This is a genomic window from Pseudoxanthobacter soli DSM 19599, assembly GCF_900148505.1.
GTDB lineage: Bacteria > Pseudomonadota > Alphaproteobacteria > Rhizobiales > Segnochrobactraceae > Pseudoxanthobacter > Pseudoxanthobacter soli.
The window spans coordinates 15,548-32,491 of record NZ_FRXO01000013.1 but is presented as its reverse complement, the minus strand read 5'-3'; the positions used below and the strand labels follow the sequence as shown (position 1 = coordinate 32,491).

Sequence of the window (16,944 nt, the reverse complement as noted above, 5' to 3'; positions counted from 1 at the left end):
CACTCATGGCCGTTTTCCTGCGTACCGTCGTCACGAAGGTCGGTCCCGAAGCCGGGGATCTGCTGTCGGAAGGTGTGTTGATCCTGTTCGCGGACGGCGCGCCGCCGGAGCTTGCCGAAATCTCCGTGCTGCATGCCGTCGCCGAGGGGCCGTCGCCCGAGGGGCCGGGGCCCGGCGCGGAGATCCGGATCGGCGAACTCTCCGCGATCCTCACCGGCGTCGGCTCGATGGCGTGGCAGAAGGTGCGTGAGATCGGCCATGTGGTGATCAACTTCAACGGCGAGGATAAGACGGAGCGGCCAGGCGAACTTTGCGCTTCGGCCGTGAACTCCGGCGAACTGATCGCGGCGCTGTCATCCGGCGCCGAGATCGTGATCGCCGAATAAGGGCCTCCACGCCCGATCCGCGCCGTGCCGGCATCGCCGGCCGATCGCTACGACGCACGTCTTCCCGACGGATCCCACGGCCGCCGGGAAGAACGAACAAGGCCTGTCGCCACCGGACCCAACCGGTCCGACCCGCGGCGGCACGGCCGGGAACTTGAAGCTGGAGCGAACGTCCGGTCGTTGAGCGATGCTAACCGGCCGGACGGGTTCCAAGCGGCCCTGCGCGGGCGGCGCGATCGGCGCCACGACGCGGGCCAGTGCCGCGCGGCTGCCGATGCTGTTCACGGCAGATCCGATCCGCGGTCATGGAGGAAACGATGCATATCGAGCGTACCGTGACCGTGCGCGTGCGGGATGGCCTGCACGCCCGGCCGGCGACCCACTTCGTCAAACTCGCCAAGACGTTCCAGTCGGACGTCGAAGTCGAGCGTTCGGGGCGCGCCGCCAATGCCAAGAGTTCCGTCAAGCTGATGCTGCTCGGCGTGAAGGAAGACGACGAGATTCTTCTGAAGGCCGATGGCGAGGATGCCGCGGCTGCGGTCGACGCCCTCGCCGCGTTCGTAGCCACGCCGGAGGCCGGGCAGGAAAATCCCAATGGCGGAGCCGCCGCCGATGCTCAGGTGCCTGCGGCGGCACCCGCAGCGCCCGTGGCGACTGCTTCGGGCTGCGACGCCGTATCGCCCGCCGGGATTCCGGCCAGCGAAGGCACGGCTTTCGGTCCCGTGTTCGCGTTCTTCCCCGAGGTGATTGCGGACGCACCCCGCGCCCTCGCTCCGGACGAAGTCGAGCCGGAGATCAACCGGCATCGCGCCGCGGTCAACGCGACTGCGCGCTCGCTGTTCGACCGCAAGGCGGCGCCGGATCTGACCGCCGAAGACGCCGCGATCATCGACGCGCTGATCGACGTCGCCCGCGATATCGACCTCATGAACGACATCCACGCCCGGATCGGGACCGGGCTCGATGCGGTGACCGCGACGCTGCGCGCCGGACAGGCGCTGTCCGCCTCCTTCGAGGAGATGGAGGATGCCTATATCCGCGCCCGCGCCGAGGACGTCCGCAGCCTGACGCGCAACGTCGCGCTCACGCTGCTCGGTCGCAAAGAGGTTTCGCTGGCCGATATGCCGGACGGCGCGATCGTCGTTGCCGACGAACTCGGCGCGTGGGATCTGGCCAAGGCCCGGCTTTCGTCCATCGGCGGCATCGTCTGCCGCAAGGGCACGCCGACGTCCCACGTCTCCATCATGGCCCGTGCCCACGGCATCCCCGCGGTGGTGGGCGCCTCCGTGGACGAGGCGACGCTGAAGGCCGCCGCCCGCGTTGCCGTCGACGGCCGGACCGGCCGCATCTGGGTCGATCCGGACGCCGCGGCAATCGCCGAGATCGAGGCGTCGATTGCCGCCGAGCGCGAGGCGAGGGCGGCTCTCGACGCCTATCGCGCGCTTGAACCGCACACTCGCGACGGACGGCGCATCGAGGTGGCTGCCAATCTCGGTTCGCTGAGGGAGATCGACGCGGCGAAGGCCAACGGCGCCATGGGCGTCGGACTTTTCCGCACGGAATTCCTGTTCATGGAACGCAAGGCGCTGCCGAGCGAGGACGAGCAGGCCGACGTCTACACCCGCCTCGCACAGGCCTTCGCGCCGCATCCCGTCGTGGTGCGCACGCTGGATGTGGGGGGAGACAAGCCGGTCGTCGGCATCAATTTCCCGAAGGAGGAAAACCCGTTCCTCGGCTGGCGCGGCGTGCGGATGTGCCTGGAGCGGCAGGACGTGTTCAAGCCGCAGCTCAAGGCCCTTCTTCGCGCGGCCGTCGTCGGCAACATCAAGGTCATGGTGCCGATGATCGCCGACCTCGACGAGATCCGCGCCGTGCGTGGACTGATCGCCGATTGCAGGGCGGAACTCGAAGCCGCTGGCACGCCACACGCGGATTTCGAACTCGGCATCATGATGGAGACACCGGCGGCTGCGCTGCTCGCGGATGCCTTCGCCCGTCAGGTGTCGTTCTTCTCCATCGGCACCAACGATCTCACGCAGTACATCATGGCCGTCGACCGCCTGAACCCGCGGGTGGCGACGCTGAACCGCACCGAGCATCCCGCCGTTATGAAGGCCATCGCGATGATCTGCGATGCCGCGAAAGAGGCTGGCATCTGGGTCGGCGTGTGCGGCGAGGCGGCTTCGCGCCCCGATCTCATCCCTGAATTCGTTCGTCTCGGCGTGACCGAACTCAGCATGAGCCCGGTCTCGATTCCCCGGGCGAAGCGGTGCATAACCGAGATCTGACGGTATCTTGCGGAACGAGACCTTGGAACACCACAGCAATGCCGCGGGCGCGGCCGATGGCGGCGCCCACCGCGCCGTCCGCGATGCGAATCCCGACATCGAACTCGTGATCTTCGACTGCGACGGCGTGCTGGTCGACAGCGAGCCGCTCGCCGCCGAGGCGATGGCGGCTGTGCTGGCGGAAGACGAGATCGCGGTGACGGCGGCCGACATCATGGCGTTCGTCGGCATGAAGCAGGCCGACATCTTCGCCGGATTGCAGCGCCTGAGCGGGCGGACGTTCGACGCTTCGGTCGGTCATCGGCTTTGGCCCGCCACCCGCGCCCTGTTCGCCGAGCGGCTTCAGCCGACGCCGGACATGGTGCGGTTCCTTGACGGGCTGTCTCTGCGCCGCTGCGTCGCCTCGTCCTCGTCGCTTGAGCGCATCCGCTTCAGCCTCGGCGTGACGGGTCTCGAGCGCTTCTTCGATCATGATGCCATCTTCAGCTCCGAGCAGGTTGCCCGCGGCAAGCCTGCGCCGGACCTCGTGCTTCACGCGGCGGGCACCATGGGCGTGCCGCCGGAAAGATGCGTCGTGATCGAGGACTCGAAATTCGGTATCATGGGGGCCGTTGCCGCCGGGATGAGGCCCGTCGGGTTCCTCGGCGGCGCACATGCGAGCGACGTGACGGCTTCTGCCCTGCGCGAGGCCGGCGCGGAGGTGGTGCTGGAGTCGTGGTCGGCCGTCGAGGACTGGCTGCGGCGCTGACGGCACCACGCGGCAGGTTAGGGAGATGGCGCGGATGGCTCACCTCCACCAGGATATCGCGACCCTTCTGAAAGACGGGCTGCGCGGCGCGCGCTATCTCGTGCGCAAGACCACGCGCGCCGGCGACGATGCCGATCCGCTGCGGCGGGGCGTGCACCACCTGACGAGCCTCGCCGACGCCGTTCTGAGCACGACCGAGGAGACGGTTTCGAGCCTGCTGCGCGGGGCGCCGGGCGACGAGGCGCGCTCCGATGCCGCCCTGATGCGGGCCTGCCGGCGTCTGTCCGGTCTTGCGGATGCCGATGCGTTCGAAACCCTGTTCACCCGCACGGTCTACCGGCTTGCGGAGACGCTGCTGACGCGGCGCGGCATCGACAATCTGTTCATCGCCGAGCACGACATCGCGGCCGCAGCCCGGGATCTCGTGCCCCCGGCAGTGCGTGACGGAACGGATCCGGCGCGGTTCTGGGCCGAGGCGGCGGTCGCGCTGGTGGCACGCAGGCCGATCCGCGACATCGAGACGGCGGAAAGCGCTTCGGCGGACGGCACAGGTTTTGCCACGGAGCCGAATGCCGCCGTCTTCCTGACGATTGCTCTCGCCGGGGCCGTCGCCGCGACGAAGGACCTCGATGCGGCCGGGCTTGGCGCCGTTCCCGACAGCGCCGCCGCCGTGATGGACGTGCGGTTCCGCCGCTTCGCCGACTGCCTCGACCGCCGCGATCCCGCGCACGCGCTCGCGACCGAGATCGCCTCCGTGCTGCCGTTCCTGCCGTAGGGAGGTCCGCCAGCTGGCCAGCCCCTCCGCGCCCGTGGCCGTGTCAGATCTCCGACGAAATCCCGCTGGAGGGAACCTCGACGCCGACACGGTTGAGGATCGCTTCGGCTGTCACCTCGTCGGTGATCAGCGTCGTCGGCTGCAACAGCCGGATCGCGCCCAGCACCGCTTCCACCTTGAAATTGCCGCCTGAGGTAAGGATGCGGTTCGGCGTGCGCCGGAGCTGCTCGATCGACGCGCTCATGGCGCGGCTGTTGATGGGGTGATCGACGATTTCGCCGCTTTCATCGTAGAAATTGTAGAGCACGTCCCCGACCGCGCCTTTTTCGATCAGCGTGGTGCGGTCGTTTTCGGTGAAGTAGTCGAACACGAACGAGGTCGAGTTGCGCGACATTTCGCCGACGCTGAGAAGCACGGCATCGAGAGCGTCGGACATCTGGAACACCGAGCCGAGGCCGCAGCGTTCGATGAGCGCGCGCTTGGTCTCGATGCTGTCGACCAGGGCGGGCGCCGCGATCAGGTAGCAGTCGGCGTTGAACAGCTGCGAGAAGCGCCAGGCGAATTCCGCCGGATTGTAGCGCCGCACCGCCGAGATGCCACCGAGGAGCGACACCACCGCGAGGCCCGGCACCGGCGCATCGTCGATGAAACTGAGCGTGTTGAGAAGGGTGCGGCCCCAGCCGACGCCGATCCGCATGTTGGGCTTGAGGAAGTCGGTGATGTAATGGCCCGTCGCGGCACCGATCGCCGGCATGGGATCGGCATTGTGCGACGACACCGGCGCGACCACCGCCTCGCGCAGACCGAACGTCTTCTGCAGCGTCATCTCCAGGCCGAGCAGGTCGGAGGCGTGCCGGCCGAGCGAGATCTTGACCTCGTGCAGCGCGCGGGCGTCGGCGAGTAGCCGAACCACGGTGACGCGGCCGATACCGAGTGCTTCGGCAATCGCGCTCTGGGTCATTTCCTCGACATAGTACATCCAGGCGGCGCGCAGACGGAGCCGTGCGGATCGGCGGCCGAGCGGCTCCGCTCCGGCGTCGTCGGCCGATGTCCGCGGTGTCGATTTGCGCCTGGTGGCCACGTCGTCCTCACCCCTTGCCGTGCGAAGCGATCGTCCCGCCGTGCCAGCCGGCGGTGCCGCGCCCGAGGATCGGGCTGAACGGCGCTCGCTCCGGCTGCTTCGTCGGCGAGGCCGATTCTCCGATCTCGTTTTCTTCAAAGCCCAAACGGCACGCTACGGATCCCGGACGCCGGCCGCAACAGGACGGCTGGCCGGGCACAGTGCCCGGTCGTTCCCGGACGGCGTTGATCGGGATCAACCGCGGCAGGCGATTGCGTGGTAGGAAAGACGGCGACGGAATGCAATGACCGGCGAGCGCTTCCGGGGCCGAACTCTGCGAGAGCAGCCCGACATCGGTGCTCTCACGTCGCCACCATGCCTCCCCACGGGGAAGGATGCGCGGTCGCCGCGGAAAGGCCGTTACGATGGATAGCCCCGCTTTCACGCCCGCTGCGGAAGAGCGCGCCAGCGCGCGCCCCGCTTCGGATTTTCCGACCGCTCCTCATATTCAGGCATCGGCGGCAAAGGCGACGCCGCACGTCGAGGATGCCGCCGAAGGCGAGGTCTTCCGTGCCATCGACCGGATTCGCGAGGCCCTGAACGCCCAGGTCACGGGAGGATTATCGCCCGCGGCCCTGGTCATGGCGATGTTCGACTGGTCGATCCATCTCGCGTCGGCGCCCGGCAAGCGCCTGGAGCTCGTCGCCAAGGCATGGCGCAAGGCGGCGCGGCTGACATCCTATGCCTCCGCGTCGGCCATCGAGCCCGATCTTCCGCCCTGTATCGAGCCGCTGCCGGGAGATTACCGCTTCAGCGCCGAGGGATGGCGAAAGCCGCCATTCAACATTCTGGCTCAGGGCTTTCTGCTCAATCAGCAGATGTGGCACAACATCACCCACGGCGTTCCCGGCGTCACGCCGCACCACGAGGACGTCGTTTCGTTCGCGGCGCGCCAGCTCTTGGACATGGCCTCGCCCTCAAACAACCCCTTCGCCAATCCCGAAGTGATCGAGAAGGCCTTCGCCACGGGCGGCCTCAACTTTTATGAGGGCTTCAGGAACTGGCTGGAGGATGTCGGTCGTCAGGCCAGCGGGCAGCCACCCGTGGGCGTCGAAAATTTCCGGCCGGGGCGGGAGGTGGCGATCACGCCCGGCAGGGTCGTGTTCCGCAATCATCTGATCGAGCTGATCCAGTATTCGCCGGCGACCGAGACCGTGTTCGCCGAGCCGGTTCTCATCGTGCCGGCCTGGATCATGAAATATTACATTCTCGACCTGTCGCCGCACAATTCTCTGGTGCGCTATCTCGTCGAGCGGGGCCACACGGTGTTCTGCATCTCGTGGCGCAACCCCGGGACGGAGGACCGGGATCTGACGCTCGACGACTACCGGCGCGCGGGTGTGATGGCCGCGCTCGATGCGGTCACGACGATCGTTCCGGACCGCAAGGTTCACGCCACCGGCTATTGCCTCGGCGGCACGCTGCTTTCGATCGCCGCGGCGGCAATGGCGAGGACAGGGGACGAGCGGATTGCGTCGCTCTCTTTGTTCGCAGCCCAGACGGATTTCTCCGAGCCCGGCGAACTGGCGCTGTTCATCGATCACAGTCAGCTCCATTTCCTCGAGAGCATGATGTGGAACCGGGGATATCTCTCGGCCGACCAGATGGCCGGCGCGTTCCAGCTTCTGCGCAGCAACGACCTGATCTGGTCGCGGCTCGTTCACGACTATCTCATGGGCGAGCGCACGCCGATGATCGATCTGATGGCGTGGAATGCCGATTCCACCCGGATGCCCTATCGGATGCACGCGGAATATCTGAAGCGGCTCTATCTCGATAACGAACTCGCCGGGGCGCGCTTCATGGTCGACGGGCGCGCCGCCGCTCTCCAGAACATCCGGGTGCCGCTGTTCGTGGTCGGAACCGAGCGGGATCACGTCGCGCCCTGGCGTTCGGTCTACAAGATCCATCAATTGAGCGATGGCGACGTGACGTTCGTGTTGACCAGCGGCGGCCACAATGCCGGCATCGTCAGCGAACCCGGCCACCCGAAGCGCCGCTTCCATATTGCACTGAAGCGGACCGACGATCCGTGCCTCGGCGCCGAGGAGTGGGTCGCGGCGGCAGAGGAACGGGAGGGCTCGTGGTGGATGGAATGGGCGGCCTGGCTCGCGTCGCAGTCGGCGGGCCGGCGCGTTCCGCCGCCTTCGATGGGCGCGCCCGAACGCGGGCTGCCTCCGCTTGAGGACGCACCGGGCACCTACGTGTTCCAGCGCTGACGTCCCGAACCGCCCGCAGCGCCCGACGAATCGCGGGGTCTCGCTGCGTCGCCTTATCCGCCGCGCCGGACTGCCGGGTTCGATTCCCGACGCGGTCCGCGATGATGCGGCAGATTTGGCACGGATGGTTAAGAATATGCGTGCAATTTGAATCGAACCGGACGTTCGCGGCCGACACAGCCGGTCCGGCTTCGGCCAAGGATTGGTCTCGACGGCGATTTCGTGTATGGCCCATGGAAATGGCGGCGCCGGACGGGCGCCACATTGCCAATCGGAAAAGGCAGGTCTTCATGCGGCGGGAAGCCACATGCGTGCTGTTGGTGCTGATGGTGGGCATGGCCGTATCCGGGTGCACGTCCAGCCAGCCGCAGCGGACGTCACCGACCGCGCAACTGCCGCCTTATGCCGCGGCCGCATTGCGCGGTGATGCCGCGCCCCAGCTCGCCGACGATTACAAGATCGGCCCGCTCGACAAGATTTCCGTTTCCGTGTTCCAGGTGCCGGATCTCGACACGACCGCCGAAGTCAACAAGAGCGGCTACATCACCTTTCCGCTGATCGGGCAGGTCATGGTGGCGGGCAAGACCGCGCCGCAGCTTGAGAAGGAAATCGCGGCAAAGCTCGGTGCCACCTATCTTCAGTCTCCGCAGGTGAGCGTGAAGGTGACGGACTATACGAGCCAGCGCGTGACCGTCGACGGCGCCGTGCAGAAGCCCGGCATCTTCCCGATGACTGGTTCAGTCTCCCTGCTACAGGCGGTTGCGTCGGCCCAGGGAGTGACGGAATATGCGGACCAGGGGTCGGTCTACGTTTTCAGGCTCGCGAACGGAAAACGCACGGCCTCCCACTACGATCTTTCGTCCATCAGGGCCGGCAGGAGTCCCGATCCTATCCTTCAGGGCGGCGATGTCGTGATCGTGGACGAATCCGGGGTGCGGACCACGCTGCGGGATCTGAAATATGTCTCGCCGCTCGCCGCGCTCGCGGCCGTTCTTTGAGACAGCGGGCCGGCGGCCCGTTTTGAAACGCTGAGGAAGCACGCGCCATGGGAAGTCAGGTCGGCGGCATGCCGGTTCCACAGCCGGAAGGCGGCGGCATTGCTCCTGTCCCCGGGCCCGGATATCCCGCGGTCCCGGGTTATGGCGGTTACGGCAGCCCGTTCCAGGCCGGCCGGCTGGATGATGACGGCGTCGATTTCCTCAAATATTTCTGGATTCTGGTCAAGCGCAGAAGGCTGATCTTCTTCACGGTCCTGGTTTTCTGCTTTGTCGCCGTCGTGGCGAACTTTCTGATCACACCGGTCTACCGCGCGGCGATCGTCCTGCAGATCGACCGCACCGCCTCGGGCGCACTCAATCTCGAAGGTCTGCAGACCGAAGAAACGCTGACGGGCACCGAATTCTACCAGACGCAGTACGAACTTCTGAAAAGCCGTTCGCTGGCCGAGCGCGTCGTGACCCAGCTCGGACTGGTGGGGGATCAGGCATTCCTGCCGGATACCGCGCCGTCGCTGTTCGCCCAGGCGAAGGAACTGCTGGCGCCGGTGCTCGGCAAGCCGACCGGCAACGAGGGCAAGAGCGAGGCCGAGATCCGTCGCGACAGGGTGATCAATGCGGTCCAGGACGGCATCCGCATCAATCCGGTCCGTGGCTCCCGACTGGTGAACGTGTCGTTCGACCACACCAATCCGGAGATCGCGCAGCGTGTCGCCGACGGATATGGCGACGCCTTCATCGCGGAGAATCTGGATCGCCGATACGACGCGGCATCCTATGCGCGCACATTCCTCGAGGACCGGCTGCAGCAGCTCAAGACCAAGATGGAGGATTCCGAAACGCAGCTTGTCGCCTACGCGCGCAAGGAAGGGATCTTCTCCGTCGGCGACCAGCAGCAGCGGAGCATCGCCGAAGCCAACCTGGACACCGTCAACTCGAGTCTCGTGCAGGCCCGCGCCGACCGCATCCGCCTCGAGGAGAAGTGGCGTCTCGCCCAGAGCACCACAGGCTATGGTCTGCCCGAAATCCTGGATGACAAGTCCATCCAGGAGAACCGGAAGCAGTACATGGCCCTGACGGCCGAGTATCAGCAGAAGCTTCGGCTCTACAAGCCAGCCTTCCCGGAAATGGTGCAGCTGAAGGCGCAGATCTCCGAATTGAACGCGCAGGCAAACGCGCAGATCGCGGCGATCAAGGAATCGATCGAACGGCAATATCAGGCCGCCAAGAGCAACGAAGTGGCCCTTCAGGCGCAGCTCGACTCGCTCAAGGCCGATACGCTGGCGATGCGCGATCGCAGCATCCAGTACAATTTCCTCAAGCGCGAGGTCGATACCAACCGGGCGCTCTATGACGGGCTGTTGCAGCGGTACAAGGAAATCGGCATCGCCGGCGGCATCGGAACGAACAACATCTCGTTCGTCGATCACGCCAAGCTGCCGGACAAGCCGGCCTTCCCGAAGCTGACGCTGAATCTCGCCATCGCCATCTTCGCGGGCCTTCTGGTCGGCTCGGCCGGCGCGCTGTTCCTCGAATATATGGACGACACCTTCAAGACGCCCGAGGACGTGGAAGCGCTGCTGTCCATTCCCGTGCTGGGGGTGATTCCGCGTCCCAAGGACAAGTCGGCTCCCCAGGACGAGCTGCAGGACCCCTGGTCGCCGATATCGGAGGCCTATCGGTCGCTGCGCACCACCGTGCAGTTCTCCACCGCCGACGGTGCGCCGCGGAACATGATCATCACCAGCGCGCGGCCGTCGGAGGGCAAGTCGACCACCGCGCTTGCGCTGGCGCGGAACTTCGCCCAGCTCAACAAGCGTGTGCTGCTGATCGAGGGCGACCTCCGCAATCCGGGCCTGCACAAGCAGCTCAACATGGTCAACAAGAACGGGCTCAGCAACTTCCTGGCCGGTCTGTCGACCCTTGACGAGGTGATCCTGCCGACCGGCATCGAGAACATGTCGCTGATCACCAGCGGGCCGCTGCCGCCGAACCCGGCGGAACTGCTCTCGGGGCCGAAGATGATGTCGCTGCTGACGGCAGGCGAGGAGCGCTTCGACATCGTCATCATCGACGCGCCGCCGGTGATGGGCCTCGCGGATGCGCCGCTGCTTTCCAGCATCGCGGTCGGAACGCTGTTCGTGATCGCGGCCGGCGAGACCCGGCAGCACGCGGTGCGCCTTGCGGTGAAGCAGCTGCAATTCGCCCGCGGCCGCCTGATCGGCGTGCTCCTGTCGAAGTTCGATGCCGAGAAGGCGACCTACGGCTATGGTTACGGCTATGGCTACGGTTACGGCTACTATTCCTACGGCGCCCAGGCGTTGACCCACGACGCGCAGAAGAGCGAGCAGAGCGGGGCATGAGCGAGGCGAACGCGGTCGAGGCGGCAATCGGACTTGTCAGGATGCCGACCCTCGTCGGCGTCATGCGGGAGAAGCCCGTCCCGTCCGACGTGCTCGTTCTGATCCGCATCGCGGCGGGTTCGGAGGCCGACATCGCGGAGGTCCTCCGGTTGTTCGCCCGGGAAGTTCCGCACGCCGCGTTCATTCGCGAGGCGGCCGAATTCTATCTCCAGCACGTGATCATGTTCCCGGGTGCGGACTGCTACCGGGTCCTCGGCCTCAGGCCCGGCGCTGGCGCGGATGCCGTCCGCGATCACAAGCGCTGGCTGGTGAAGTGGCTTCATCCCGACCGCAATCCGGATCCGCTGCGGGAAACGTTGTTTCATCGGCTGATGACGGCGGTCGCCGAAATCGAGTCCGGCCGGCCGATCGTTCACCCGACGGAGCCGGCTGGCGCCGGGCACCGCGCGAGCGGCAGAGGACGGCGGAGGCGCCGCCTCGCCGGACAAATCCGGTGGGTCGCGATGCCGGTCCGCTCGCGGCGTGCCGCGTCGCATCCGCTGCTGCGCCTTGCCGCCGTGTGCGCGGTGGTGGCTGTCGGAATTGCCGCGTTCGTCTATGGCGGCAAGCTCACCGGGACCGACGACGTGCCTGCGCCCGGCGACAGCAGCCGGGAAGCCCAGCTTCAGTTCAATCGGCTGTCGGAAAAGAGCTTCTGATCGGCGGTCCGGCGGGCGTCCGCCGCCGTCCGCCCCGACGCTCGGGCGTCCGGCTCTCAGGGTAGGCTCGCCGGCTCCTGCGGCCGGTTCGCGAAGCCCGCGATCGGCGGATGCGCCGCCAGACGGTGTCTCACCTGCGCGGCGATGAACGCGGCATAAGCAGCGACTTCCGGCAGTCCCATCAGTTCTCCGAACGTCCCGCGCGCCAGTGGTCCGGCGACGAACAGATTGTCGACGACGCTGCCGTCGCCGGGCCGGCGCGCCCTGCCGTTCTCGCTTGTCCAGAGACCGAGGCCTGTTGGATCGAGGCCGACCACCCCGTCGTCGGCGAGGCCGGCGATCATCGGCTCCGTGCGGACGATCTCCGCATGGGCCGGTCCCGTGGTGACGATCACGGCGTCGAAGCGTTGCCGCTCGACGTCTCGCCCGCCACGGCGTCGAATGGCGATCTCAAGGCCGCCCGCCGGTGCGGCGCAGGCCGCGATCACACGGGCGGCGGCGATCCCAAGCGTGCCGTCCGCCACGCGCCTGTCCAGCGCCGCCTCCACCTGCGGCGCGATCCGGAAGCGGTGGATGTCCCAGAACGTGCGCAGATGGCGGACGAGGCGCAGACGTTCCGGAAGCGGCAGGGCTTGCCAGATCGCAGGCCCCTGCTGGCGGACGCGATCCAGCACCGCCTGCCAGGGCACCCCGAATTGCGCCGCTTCGGTGACCGAGCGTCTCACCCTGCGCAGGAGGTCTCCGGCCGTCTCTGCCGGGTAGAGGGCGAACTCACCGAAGGCATCGACGGCCTCGGTGCTGTGTCCGAGCGAGCGCAGCCCATGGCGCGACAGCGCGAGAATGCGTCCGCGGTGGCCGCGGGCGCTCAGGGACGCGACGATGTCGGCCATGGTGAGGCCGGTCCCGACGATCAGTACGCTTTCATCCGGACCGATGCGTTCGAGTGCGTCACGGTCGTAAGGGTCGCCGTAGAAGCCCGGGCGGCCGGCCACAGCCCGCAACGGCTCGGGGATCGCCGGTGCGGGATGCGAGGCGGCAAGCACGAGGGTGGAGGTGCGCACCGCGATGCCGTCGTCCAGAACGACGCGATAGCCACCCTCGGCCGCCGTCGCCCGGACTGCACGGGCACGCAGATGCCGGACGCAGCCGGCCGCCAACAGCGGGGCGAGATGAGCGGCGACATAGCGGCCGAAGACGGCCCGGGCGGGAAAGCGTTCGCCCCCGAGCGCGTATTCGTCCGCATCGCCGTGGGGGCTCGTGTTGGAGGCGAGCCAGTCGGCGAAGTGCGCCGGTTCGGATGTGTCGAGGCTCATGCGACGCGCGGGAACGTTGATGCGGTGTGTGGGATCGTCCGTGCTGTAGGCGAGGCCTGCTCCGAGCGCGCTTCTTGGCTCGACCACGGCGATGCGCAGCGAGGGAGAAGGGGCGGATCGCGCCAAATGGAAGGCGACCGCCGCGCCGGTGAACCCGCCTCCGATGATGAGGATGTCCGTCTCCATCGGGTCCGGGCTGAAAGACGTCTTCATGTCGCTTGCCTCGCCTGCCTCCGGCACCACGTCACTGCGGCTCCGAAAGCCGGTGCTTGCAGATGCGTTGACATCATTTATACATAAGATCTATAAAATAAATAGACAAATGAGCCATCAAGCGAACTTATGGCGCGCTACTTCGGTGCTTTACCAGGCCGGAGCCTCCGGGCCAGGCATTCTCCGCCCAGCCTGCCGAGTGCGTCTTCGTCGGCGCGCCGATCAAGCCGCTCCTCAAGACCGACCGCGAGGCCGGGCTGGCCGAGAATGCCCACGACCGCCGCGTCACCGCGTGGAGAACATCCCGCTCGGATCGAACCGATCTGAACGACACGAAATCTCTCCAGACGGGAAAACGGCCGGCCCGGCCGACGTGCGGGCGGACCGGCCGTCTCACCGAGCGGGGCTCACTCCTCCGGCAGCGCCGGAAGCGCGTCTGGTCCGGCAAAGTCGGTGAACCGGCTGATGGCCCGCCAGCGTTCGTCGGAAGCGATCCGGGCAGCCTCGACACGGCCGAAATAGTGAAGTGCGTCGCTGCCGAGCAGGAGGTGCAGCGGCGGCTTCGGGTGATTGGCGATGGCAAGCACCACCTGGGCGACCCGTGCGGGATCGCCGGCCTCGTTGCCGATCATCGGATCCAGAAGCGCCTTCAGGGCGTCGAACGCAGGCTTGTAGTCGGGAAGGGGCTCGACCGGATCGCTGTGCCGCGCGCGGACGGCCCAGTTCGTCCGCATGCCGCCGGGTTCCAGCGTGCAGACCTTGATCCCGATCGATGCCACCTCCTGCGCGAGCGACTCGCTGAAGCCGCCGACAGCCCATTTCGCCGCCTGATAGGCCGACAGGCCGGGCGTGCTCATGCGGCCACCGACCGAGGAAATCTGGATGATGTGACCCGAACGCTGCCGTCGCATCGTCGGCAGGACGGCACGGCTCAGATTCACCACGCCGAAGAAGTTGGTTTCGATCTGATCGCGGAAGTCCGCCGCGTTCATCTGCTCGAACGGGGCGAGATGGCCGTATCCGGCGTTGTTCACGAGGACGTCGATGCGTCCGAACCTTTCGATGGCGGCTTCGACCGTGGCCTCGGCGGCGGCGCTATCGGTGACGTCGAGGGCGAGAGGGAGCACGCGGTTGCCATGCGATGTCGCGAGGTCCGCCAGCCTGTCGGGATCGCGCGCGGTTGCGACCACCATGTTGCCGGCCTTCAAGGCGGCTTCGGCGATGTCGCGGCCGAGACCGGCCGCGCTGCCGGTGACGAGCCAGATCTTGGATGCAGGATCGGTCATATCGGAACTCCATCAGTTCTATGAATGAGCAATCACTCATAATGGGGGTAAATAAAAAACCGTTCACTCGTGAACGGCGTTCCATAGGGCCTCAAACCCGGCCACGCTGTACTCGGCCGAGCGAGAGGGATCGGTGATGATGGCGTCCATCGTCGCGTCTGCGATGGCGGCGAACACGCTGCCCGGATAGGAGGCGGGCATGGTCCGTACGGCGGGGCGCGTAACGCATTCCGACAGGATGATGGTGACTTCGGCGAACATCGCCAGTCCCCGCGCCTTGTTGCCAGCGGAGATGCGCTCGGAAACGCTCAGTTGCGCCATGGCCTTGCGCTTGGATGGGTTGGAAACGCCCCAGGCGACATAGCCCTGCCAGACGTGATGCGCCCGCGCCTTCAGATCGCCGCGCTCGGGGAAGCCGGACAGGATGGCGTTGATCAGGTCTCGTTTGAGATCGAGGTAGATCTGGTTGAGGAGATCGTCCTTGGTCTCGAAATAGGTGAAGATCGAGCCTTCGGCGACTCCCGCGCTCTTGGCGATGCTGGCGGTGCTGGCGCCCGTCCCCTGTTGCGCGACGAGCTCCACCGTCGCGGAGAGAATCGCACTGCGCCGATCGTCGCTTTTGAGACGCGCCATGAGCGCTTCGATCCTGACATTTAAAGACTGAGTGCTTACTCATTACAGCGTACCCATGACGCTGTCAATCCGGACGGGGCCGGCGGCTCTCCCGAAACCCATCGCGATTGCATTCTTCGCGTCGGCGAATTAAATGATATGTCATCTAATGACCTATCATCGAAAATGGCGCCATGATGTCGGACAGCGATTGCTCACCAAGCAGGTTCGGCCCGCTGCTGGCATTGGCCGCCCGGCAGTGGCGGCGCGCCGTCGATCGCAGCCTTCAGCCGTTCGGGCTGACGGAGGCGACGTGGCTGCCGTTGATCCGGCTTGCGCGGACTCCCGAAACGCTGCGCCAGAAGGAACTCGCTGCCTCGCTCTCGCTCGACAGTTCCGCGGTTGTCCGCCTGCTTGATTCCCTTCAGGAAGCCGGCCTCGTCGAGCGGCGTGAGCAGGACGGCGACCGCAGGGCGAAGACCGTCGTGCTGACCCCGGCGGGGCAGGAGATGGTCCGGCACGTCGAGGAAAGTGCCCGCACGGTCCGCGACGACGCTCTCGCAGGCGTGTCGCAGGCCGACCTGGCGACGACCATGCGCGTGCTGAGGCATGTCTGCGACGTTCTCGCCGCGCCGGAGGGTTCGCAGACGTGAGCGGCTCCCGGGAGGCGCTCGCCCGCATGTCGTCGTCCACGGCGCCGGCGGAAGCTCAGCCCGCGCCTGCCGTGCGCCCGCCCCATGTTCCGCTCGCGCTGGTGGCACTGCTGACGTTCAGCGGCACCTTCGCGATGCACATCTTCGTTCCGGCGCTTCCCTCGGCCGCCGCGGACCTGTTCGTCGGTCCGTCCTCGATGCAGCTGACCATCAGCCTCTATATCCTCGGCCTCGCGGTCGGCCAACTGATCTACGGGCCGGTATCGGACCGGTTCGGCCGCCGCCCGACCTTGATGGTCGGGCTCGCGATCTACGCATTGGCGGGGCTCGCGGCGGCCTTCGCAGGCAACATCCATGTGCTGATCGTGGCGCGCCTGCTCCAGGCGTTCGGCGGTTGTGCCGGACTGGTGCTCGGCCGTGCGATCGTGCGGGACACGGCCGGGCCGGACAACGCGGCGCGGCGGCTGGCGCTGCTCAACCTGATGGTGACCCTGGGGCCGGGAATGGCGCCGCTCGCCGGGGCGCTTCTTGCCGGCGTCGCCGGCTGGCGCGCCATCTTTCTCGTGCTCACGGGCCTTGGCGTCGTCAACCTGCTGCTGACGTGGCGGCTGCTGCCAGAGACGGCCGTACCGGCCTCCGGCGGCGGCGGCGCGGTCGCGCGCAACTATCGCCGGCTGATGCTCTCGCCTGCCTTCCTCGGCTTTGCGATCGGGGGTGGCTGCGCGACCACGTCGATGTATGCGTTCATCGCGGCGGCACCGTTCATCTTCGTGGAAGAACTGCACCGGCCGGCCGGGCAGGTCGGCACCTACCTCGCGGTGCTCATTCTCGGCGTCTGGGTCGGCAGTGTGCTCGCCAGCCGGCTCGTCGGGCGGATGCCGATCCGGCGCCTGCTGGTCGGGGCGAACGCCATCAGCGTGGTCGCGGCGCTCCTGCTGCTCGTCACGGTCGTATCCGGGCATCTCTCCGCGGGGCTCGCTGTCGGGCTGATGTTCGTCTTCACCCTCGGTGTCGGCACCGCCGCGCCTGCGGCTCTGACGGAAGCCGTCAGCGTCGATCCGCACGTCATCGGATCCGCGTCCGGCCTCTACGGATTTTCACAGATGGCGGTCGGTGCGCTGTGCACGTCTCTTGTCGGGTTCGGCAGCAACCCCGCCCTTGCGTCGGCCGTTGTCCTGACGGGTGCGGGCATCGTCGCCCAACTCGCGTTCCTGGTCGCGGCGCGCTTCCAGGGTCGCGCGACAGATGCGAAGGCCATCGCCTGATCGCCTGATC

General features: G+C 66.9%; 14 protein-coding genes. 10 read left to right on the top strand and 4 right to left on the bottom strand.

The window, feature by feature from the left end; all coding sequences use genetic code 11:
* The first annotated feature begins 5 nt into the window (after nt 1-5).
* The 4 genes from BUF17_RS20060 (at nt 6) to BUF17_RS20045 (ending at nt 4,197) form a co-directional block, all read left to right on the top strand.
* Nucleotides 6-386 carry a PTS glucitol/sorbitol transporter subunit IIA gene (locus BUF17_RS20060; RefSeq protein WP_073632085.1) on the top strand — a complete coding sequence of 127 codons (381 nt, stop codon included), beginning with the start codon at nt 6-8 and terminating at the stop codon, nt 384-386.
* A gap of 317 nt (nt 387-703) precedes the next feature.
* Nucleotides 704-2,674, top strand: coding sequence for a phosphoenolpyruvate--protein phosphotransferase (ptsP, locus tag BUF17_RS20055; RefSeq protein WP_342186312.1), 1,971 nt, complete (start codon nt 704-706; stop codon nt 2,672-2,674).
* 97 nt (nt 2,675-2,771) lie between these two features.
* On the top strand, nt 2,772-3,422 hold the full coding sequence (locus tag BUF17_RS20050; protein ID WP_073632204.1) for an HAD family hydrolase: 651 nt from the start codon (nt 2,772-2,774) through the stop codon (nt 3,420-3,422).
* 34 nt (nt 3,423-3,456) lie between these two features.
* Complete coding sequence (locus BUF17_RS20045) at nt 3,457-4,197, top strand: hypothetical protein (RefSeq protein ID WP_073632082.1); 741 nt, start codon at nt 3,457-3,459, stop codon at nt 4,195-4,197.
* Nucleotides 4,198-4,240: 43 nt separating this feature from the next.
* On the opposite strand, the gene BUF17_RS20040 is transcribed toward BUF17_RS20045, so the two are convergent.
* Entirely contained in the window at nt 4,241-5,278 is a 1,038-nt protein-coding gene (locus BUF17_RS20040) for a sugar-binding transcriptional regulator (RefSeq protein WP_073632080.1), read from the bottom strand.
* A 404-nt stretch (nt 5,279-5,682) separates the two neighbouring features.
* Between BUF17_RS20040 and BUF17_RS20035 the strand changes: the two genes are divergently transcribed.
* The 4 genes from BUF17_RS20035 to BUF17_RS20020 all read left to right on the top strand — a co-directional run bounded on the left by BUF17_RS20035 (nt 5,683) and on the right by BUF17_RS20020 (nt 11,592).
* Complete coding sequence (locus BUF17_RS20035; protein ID WP_084565010.1) at nt 5,683-7,536, top strand: PHA/PHB synthase family protein; 1,854 nt, start codon at nt 5,683-5,685, stop codon at nt 7,534-7,536.
* Nucleotides 7,537-7,769: 233 nt separating this feature from the next.
* Nucleotides 7,770-8,534 carry a polysaccharide biosynthesis/export family protein gene (locus BUF17_RS20030; RefSeq protein WP_175563762.1) on the top strand — a complete coding sequence of 255 codons (765 nt, stop codon included), beginning with the start codon at nt 7,770-7,772 and terminating at the stop codon, nt 8,532-8,534.
* Nucleotides 8,535-8,581: 47 nt separating this feature from the next.
* Nucleotides 8,582-10,894, top strand: coding sequence for a GumC family protein (locus tag BUF17_RS20025; RefSeq protein WP_073632076.1), 2,313 nt, complete (start codon nt 8,582-8,584; stop codon nt 10,892-10,894).
* Nucleotides 10,891-11,592, top strand: coding sequence for a J domain-containing protein (locus BUF17_RS20020; RefSeq protein ID WP_073632074.1), 702 nt, complete (start codon nt 10,891-10,893; stop codon nt 11,590-11,592). Before BUF17_RS20025 ends, BUF17_RS20020 begins: the two co-directional genes overlap by 4 nt.
* 56 nt (nt 11,593-11,648) lie before the next feature.
* Here the strand turns inward: BUF17_RS20020 and BUF17_RS20015 are convergent, their stop codons facing one another.
* The 3 genes from BUF17_RS20015 to BUF17_RS20005 form a co-directional block, all read right to left on the bottom strand.
* A complete protein-coding gene (locus tag BUF17_RS20015) occupies nt 11,649-13,118 on the bottom strand; it encodes an FAD/NAD(P)-binding protein (RefSeq protein ID WP_244530970.1) in 1,470 nt (489 codons plus the stop codon).
* A gap of 407 nt (nt 13,119-13,525) precedes the next feature.
* Nucleotides 13,526-14,404: an oxidoreductase gene (locus BUF17_RS20010; RefSeq protein ID WP_073632072.1), complete on the bottom strand. Its 879-nt coding sequence runs from the start codon at nt 14,402-14,404 to the stop codon at nt 13,526-13,528.
* A 63-nt stretch (nt 14,405-14,467) separates the two neighbouring features.
* Nucleotides 14,468-15,037 (bottom strand): TetR/AcrR family transcriptional regulator, encoded by a 570-nt coding sequence (locus tag BUF17_RS20005; protein ID WP_073632070.1) that lies wholly within the window; start codon nt 15,035-15,037, stop codon nt 14,468-14,470.
* A gap of 173 nt (nt 15,038-15,210) precedes the next feature.
* Here BUF17_RS20005 and BUF17_RS20000 point away from each other — a divergent pair, with 173 nt between their 5' ends.
* Complete coding sequence (locus BUF17_RS20000) at nt 15,211-15,669, top strand: MarR family winged helix-turn-helix transcriptional regulator (RefSeq protein ID WP_244530969.1); 459 nt, start codon at nt 15,211-15,213, stop codon at nt 15,667-15,669.
* Nucleotides 15,666-16,934, top strand: a complete 1,269-nt coding sequence (locus BUF17_RS19995; protein ID WP_244530968.1) for a multidrug effflux MFS transporter — start codon at nt 15,666-15,668, stop codon at nt 16,932-16,934. The genes BUF17_RS20000 and BUF17_RS19995 overlap by 4 nt, the downstream gene beginning before the upstream one ends.
* Nucleotides 16,935-16,944: the final 10 nt, after the last annotated feature.

Excerpts from the sequence above, each read along its gene's own strand:
- ptsP (WP_342186312.1), top strand. The coding sequence starts at position 704 with ATGCATATCGAGCGTACCGTGACCGTGCGCGTGCGGGATGGCCTGCAC.
- BUF17_RS20005 (WP_073632070.1), bottom strand. The coding sequence starts at position 15,037 with ATGGCGCGTCTCAAAAGCGACGATCGGCGCAGTGCGATTCTCTCCGCG.
- BUF17_RS20020 (WP_073632074.1), top strand. The coding sequence starts at position 10,891 with ATGAGCGAGGCGAACGCGGTCGAGGCGGCAATCGGACTTGTCAGGATG.
- BUF17_RS20010 (WP_073632072.1), bottom strand. The coding sequence starts at position 14,404 with ATGACCGATCCTGCATCCAAGATCTGGCTCGTCACCGGCAGCGCGGCC.
- BUF17_RS20015 (WP_244530970.1), bottom strand. The coding sequence starts at position 13,118 with ATGAAGACGTCTTTCAGCCCGGACCCGATGGAGACGGACATCCTCATC.
- BUF17_RS20045 (WP_073632082.1), top strand. The coding sequence starts at position 3,457 with ATGGCTCACCTCCACCAGGATATCGCGACCCTTCTGAAAGACGGGCTG.
- BUF17_RS20000 (WP_244530969.1), top strand. The coding sequence starts at position 15,211 with ATGATGTCGGACAGCGATTGCTCACCAAGCAGGTTCGGCCCGCTGCTG.
- BUF17_RS20030 (WP_175563762.1), top strand. The coding sequence starts at position 7,770 with ATGGAAATGGCGGCGCCGGACGGGCGCCACATTGCCAATCGGAAAAGG.
- BUF17_RS20025 (WP_073632076.1), top strand. The coding sequence starts at position 8,582 with ATGGGAAGTCAGGTCGGCGGCATGCCGGTTCCACAGCCGGAAGGCGGC.
- BUF17_RS20035 (WP_084565010.1), top strand. The coding sequence starts at position 5,683 with ATGGATAGCCCCGCTTTCACGCCCGCTGCGGAAGAGCGCGCCAGCGCG.
- BUF17_RS20060 (WP_073632085.1), top strand. The coding sequence starts at position 6 with ATGGCCGTTTTCCTGCGTACCGTCGTCACGAAGGTCGGTCCCGAAGCC.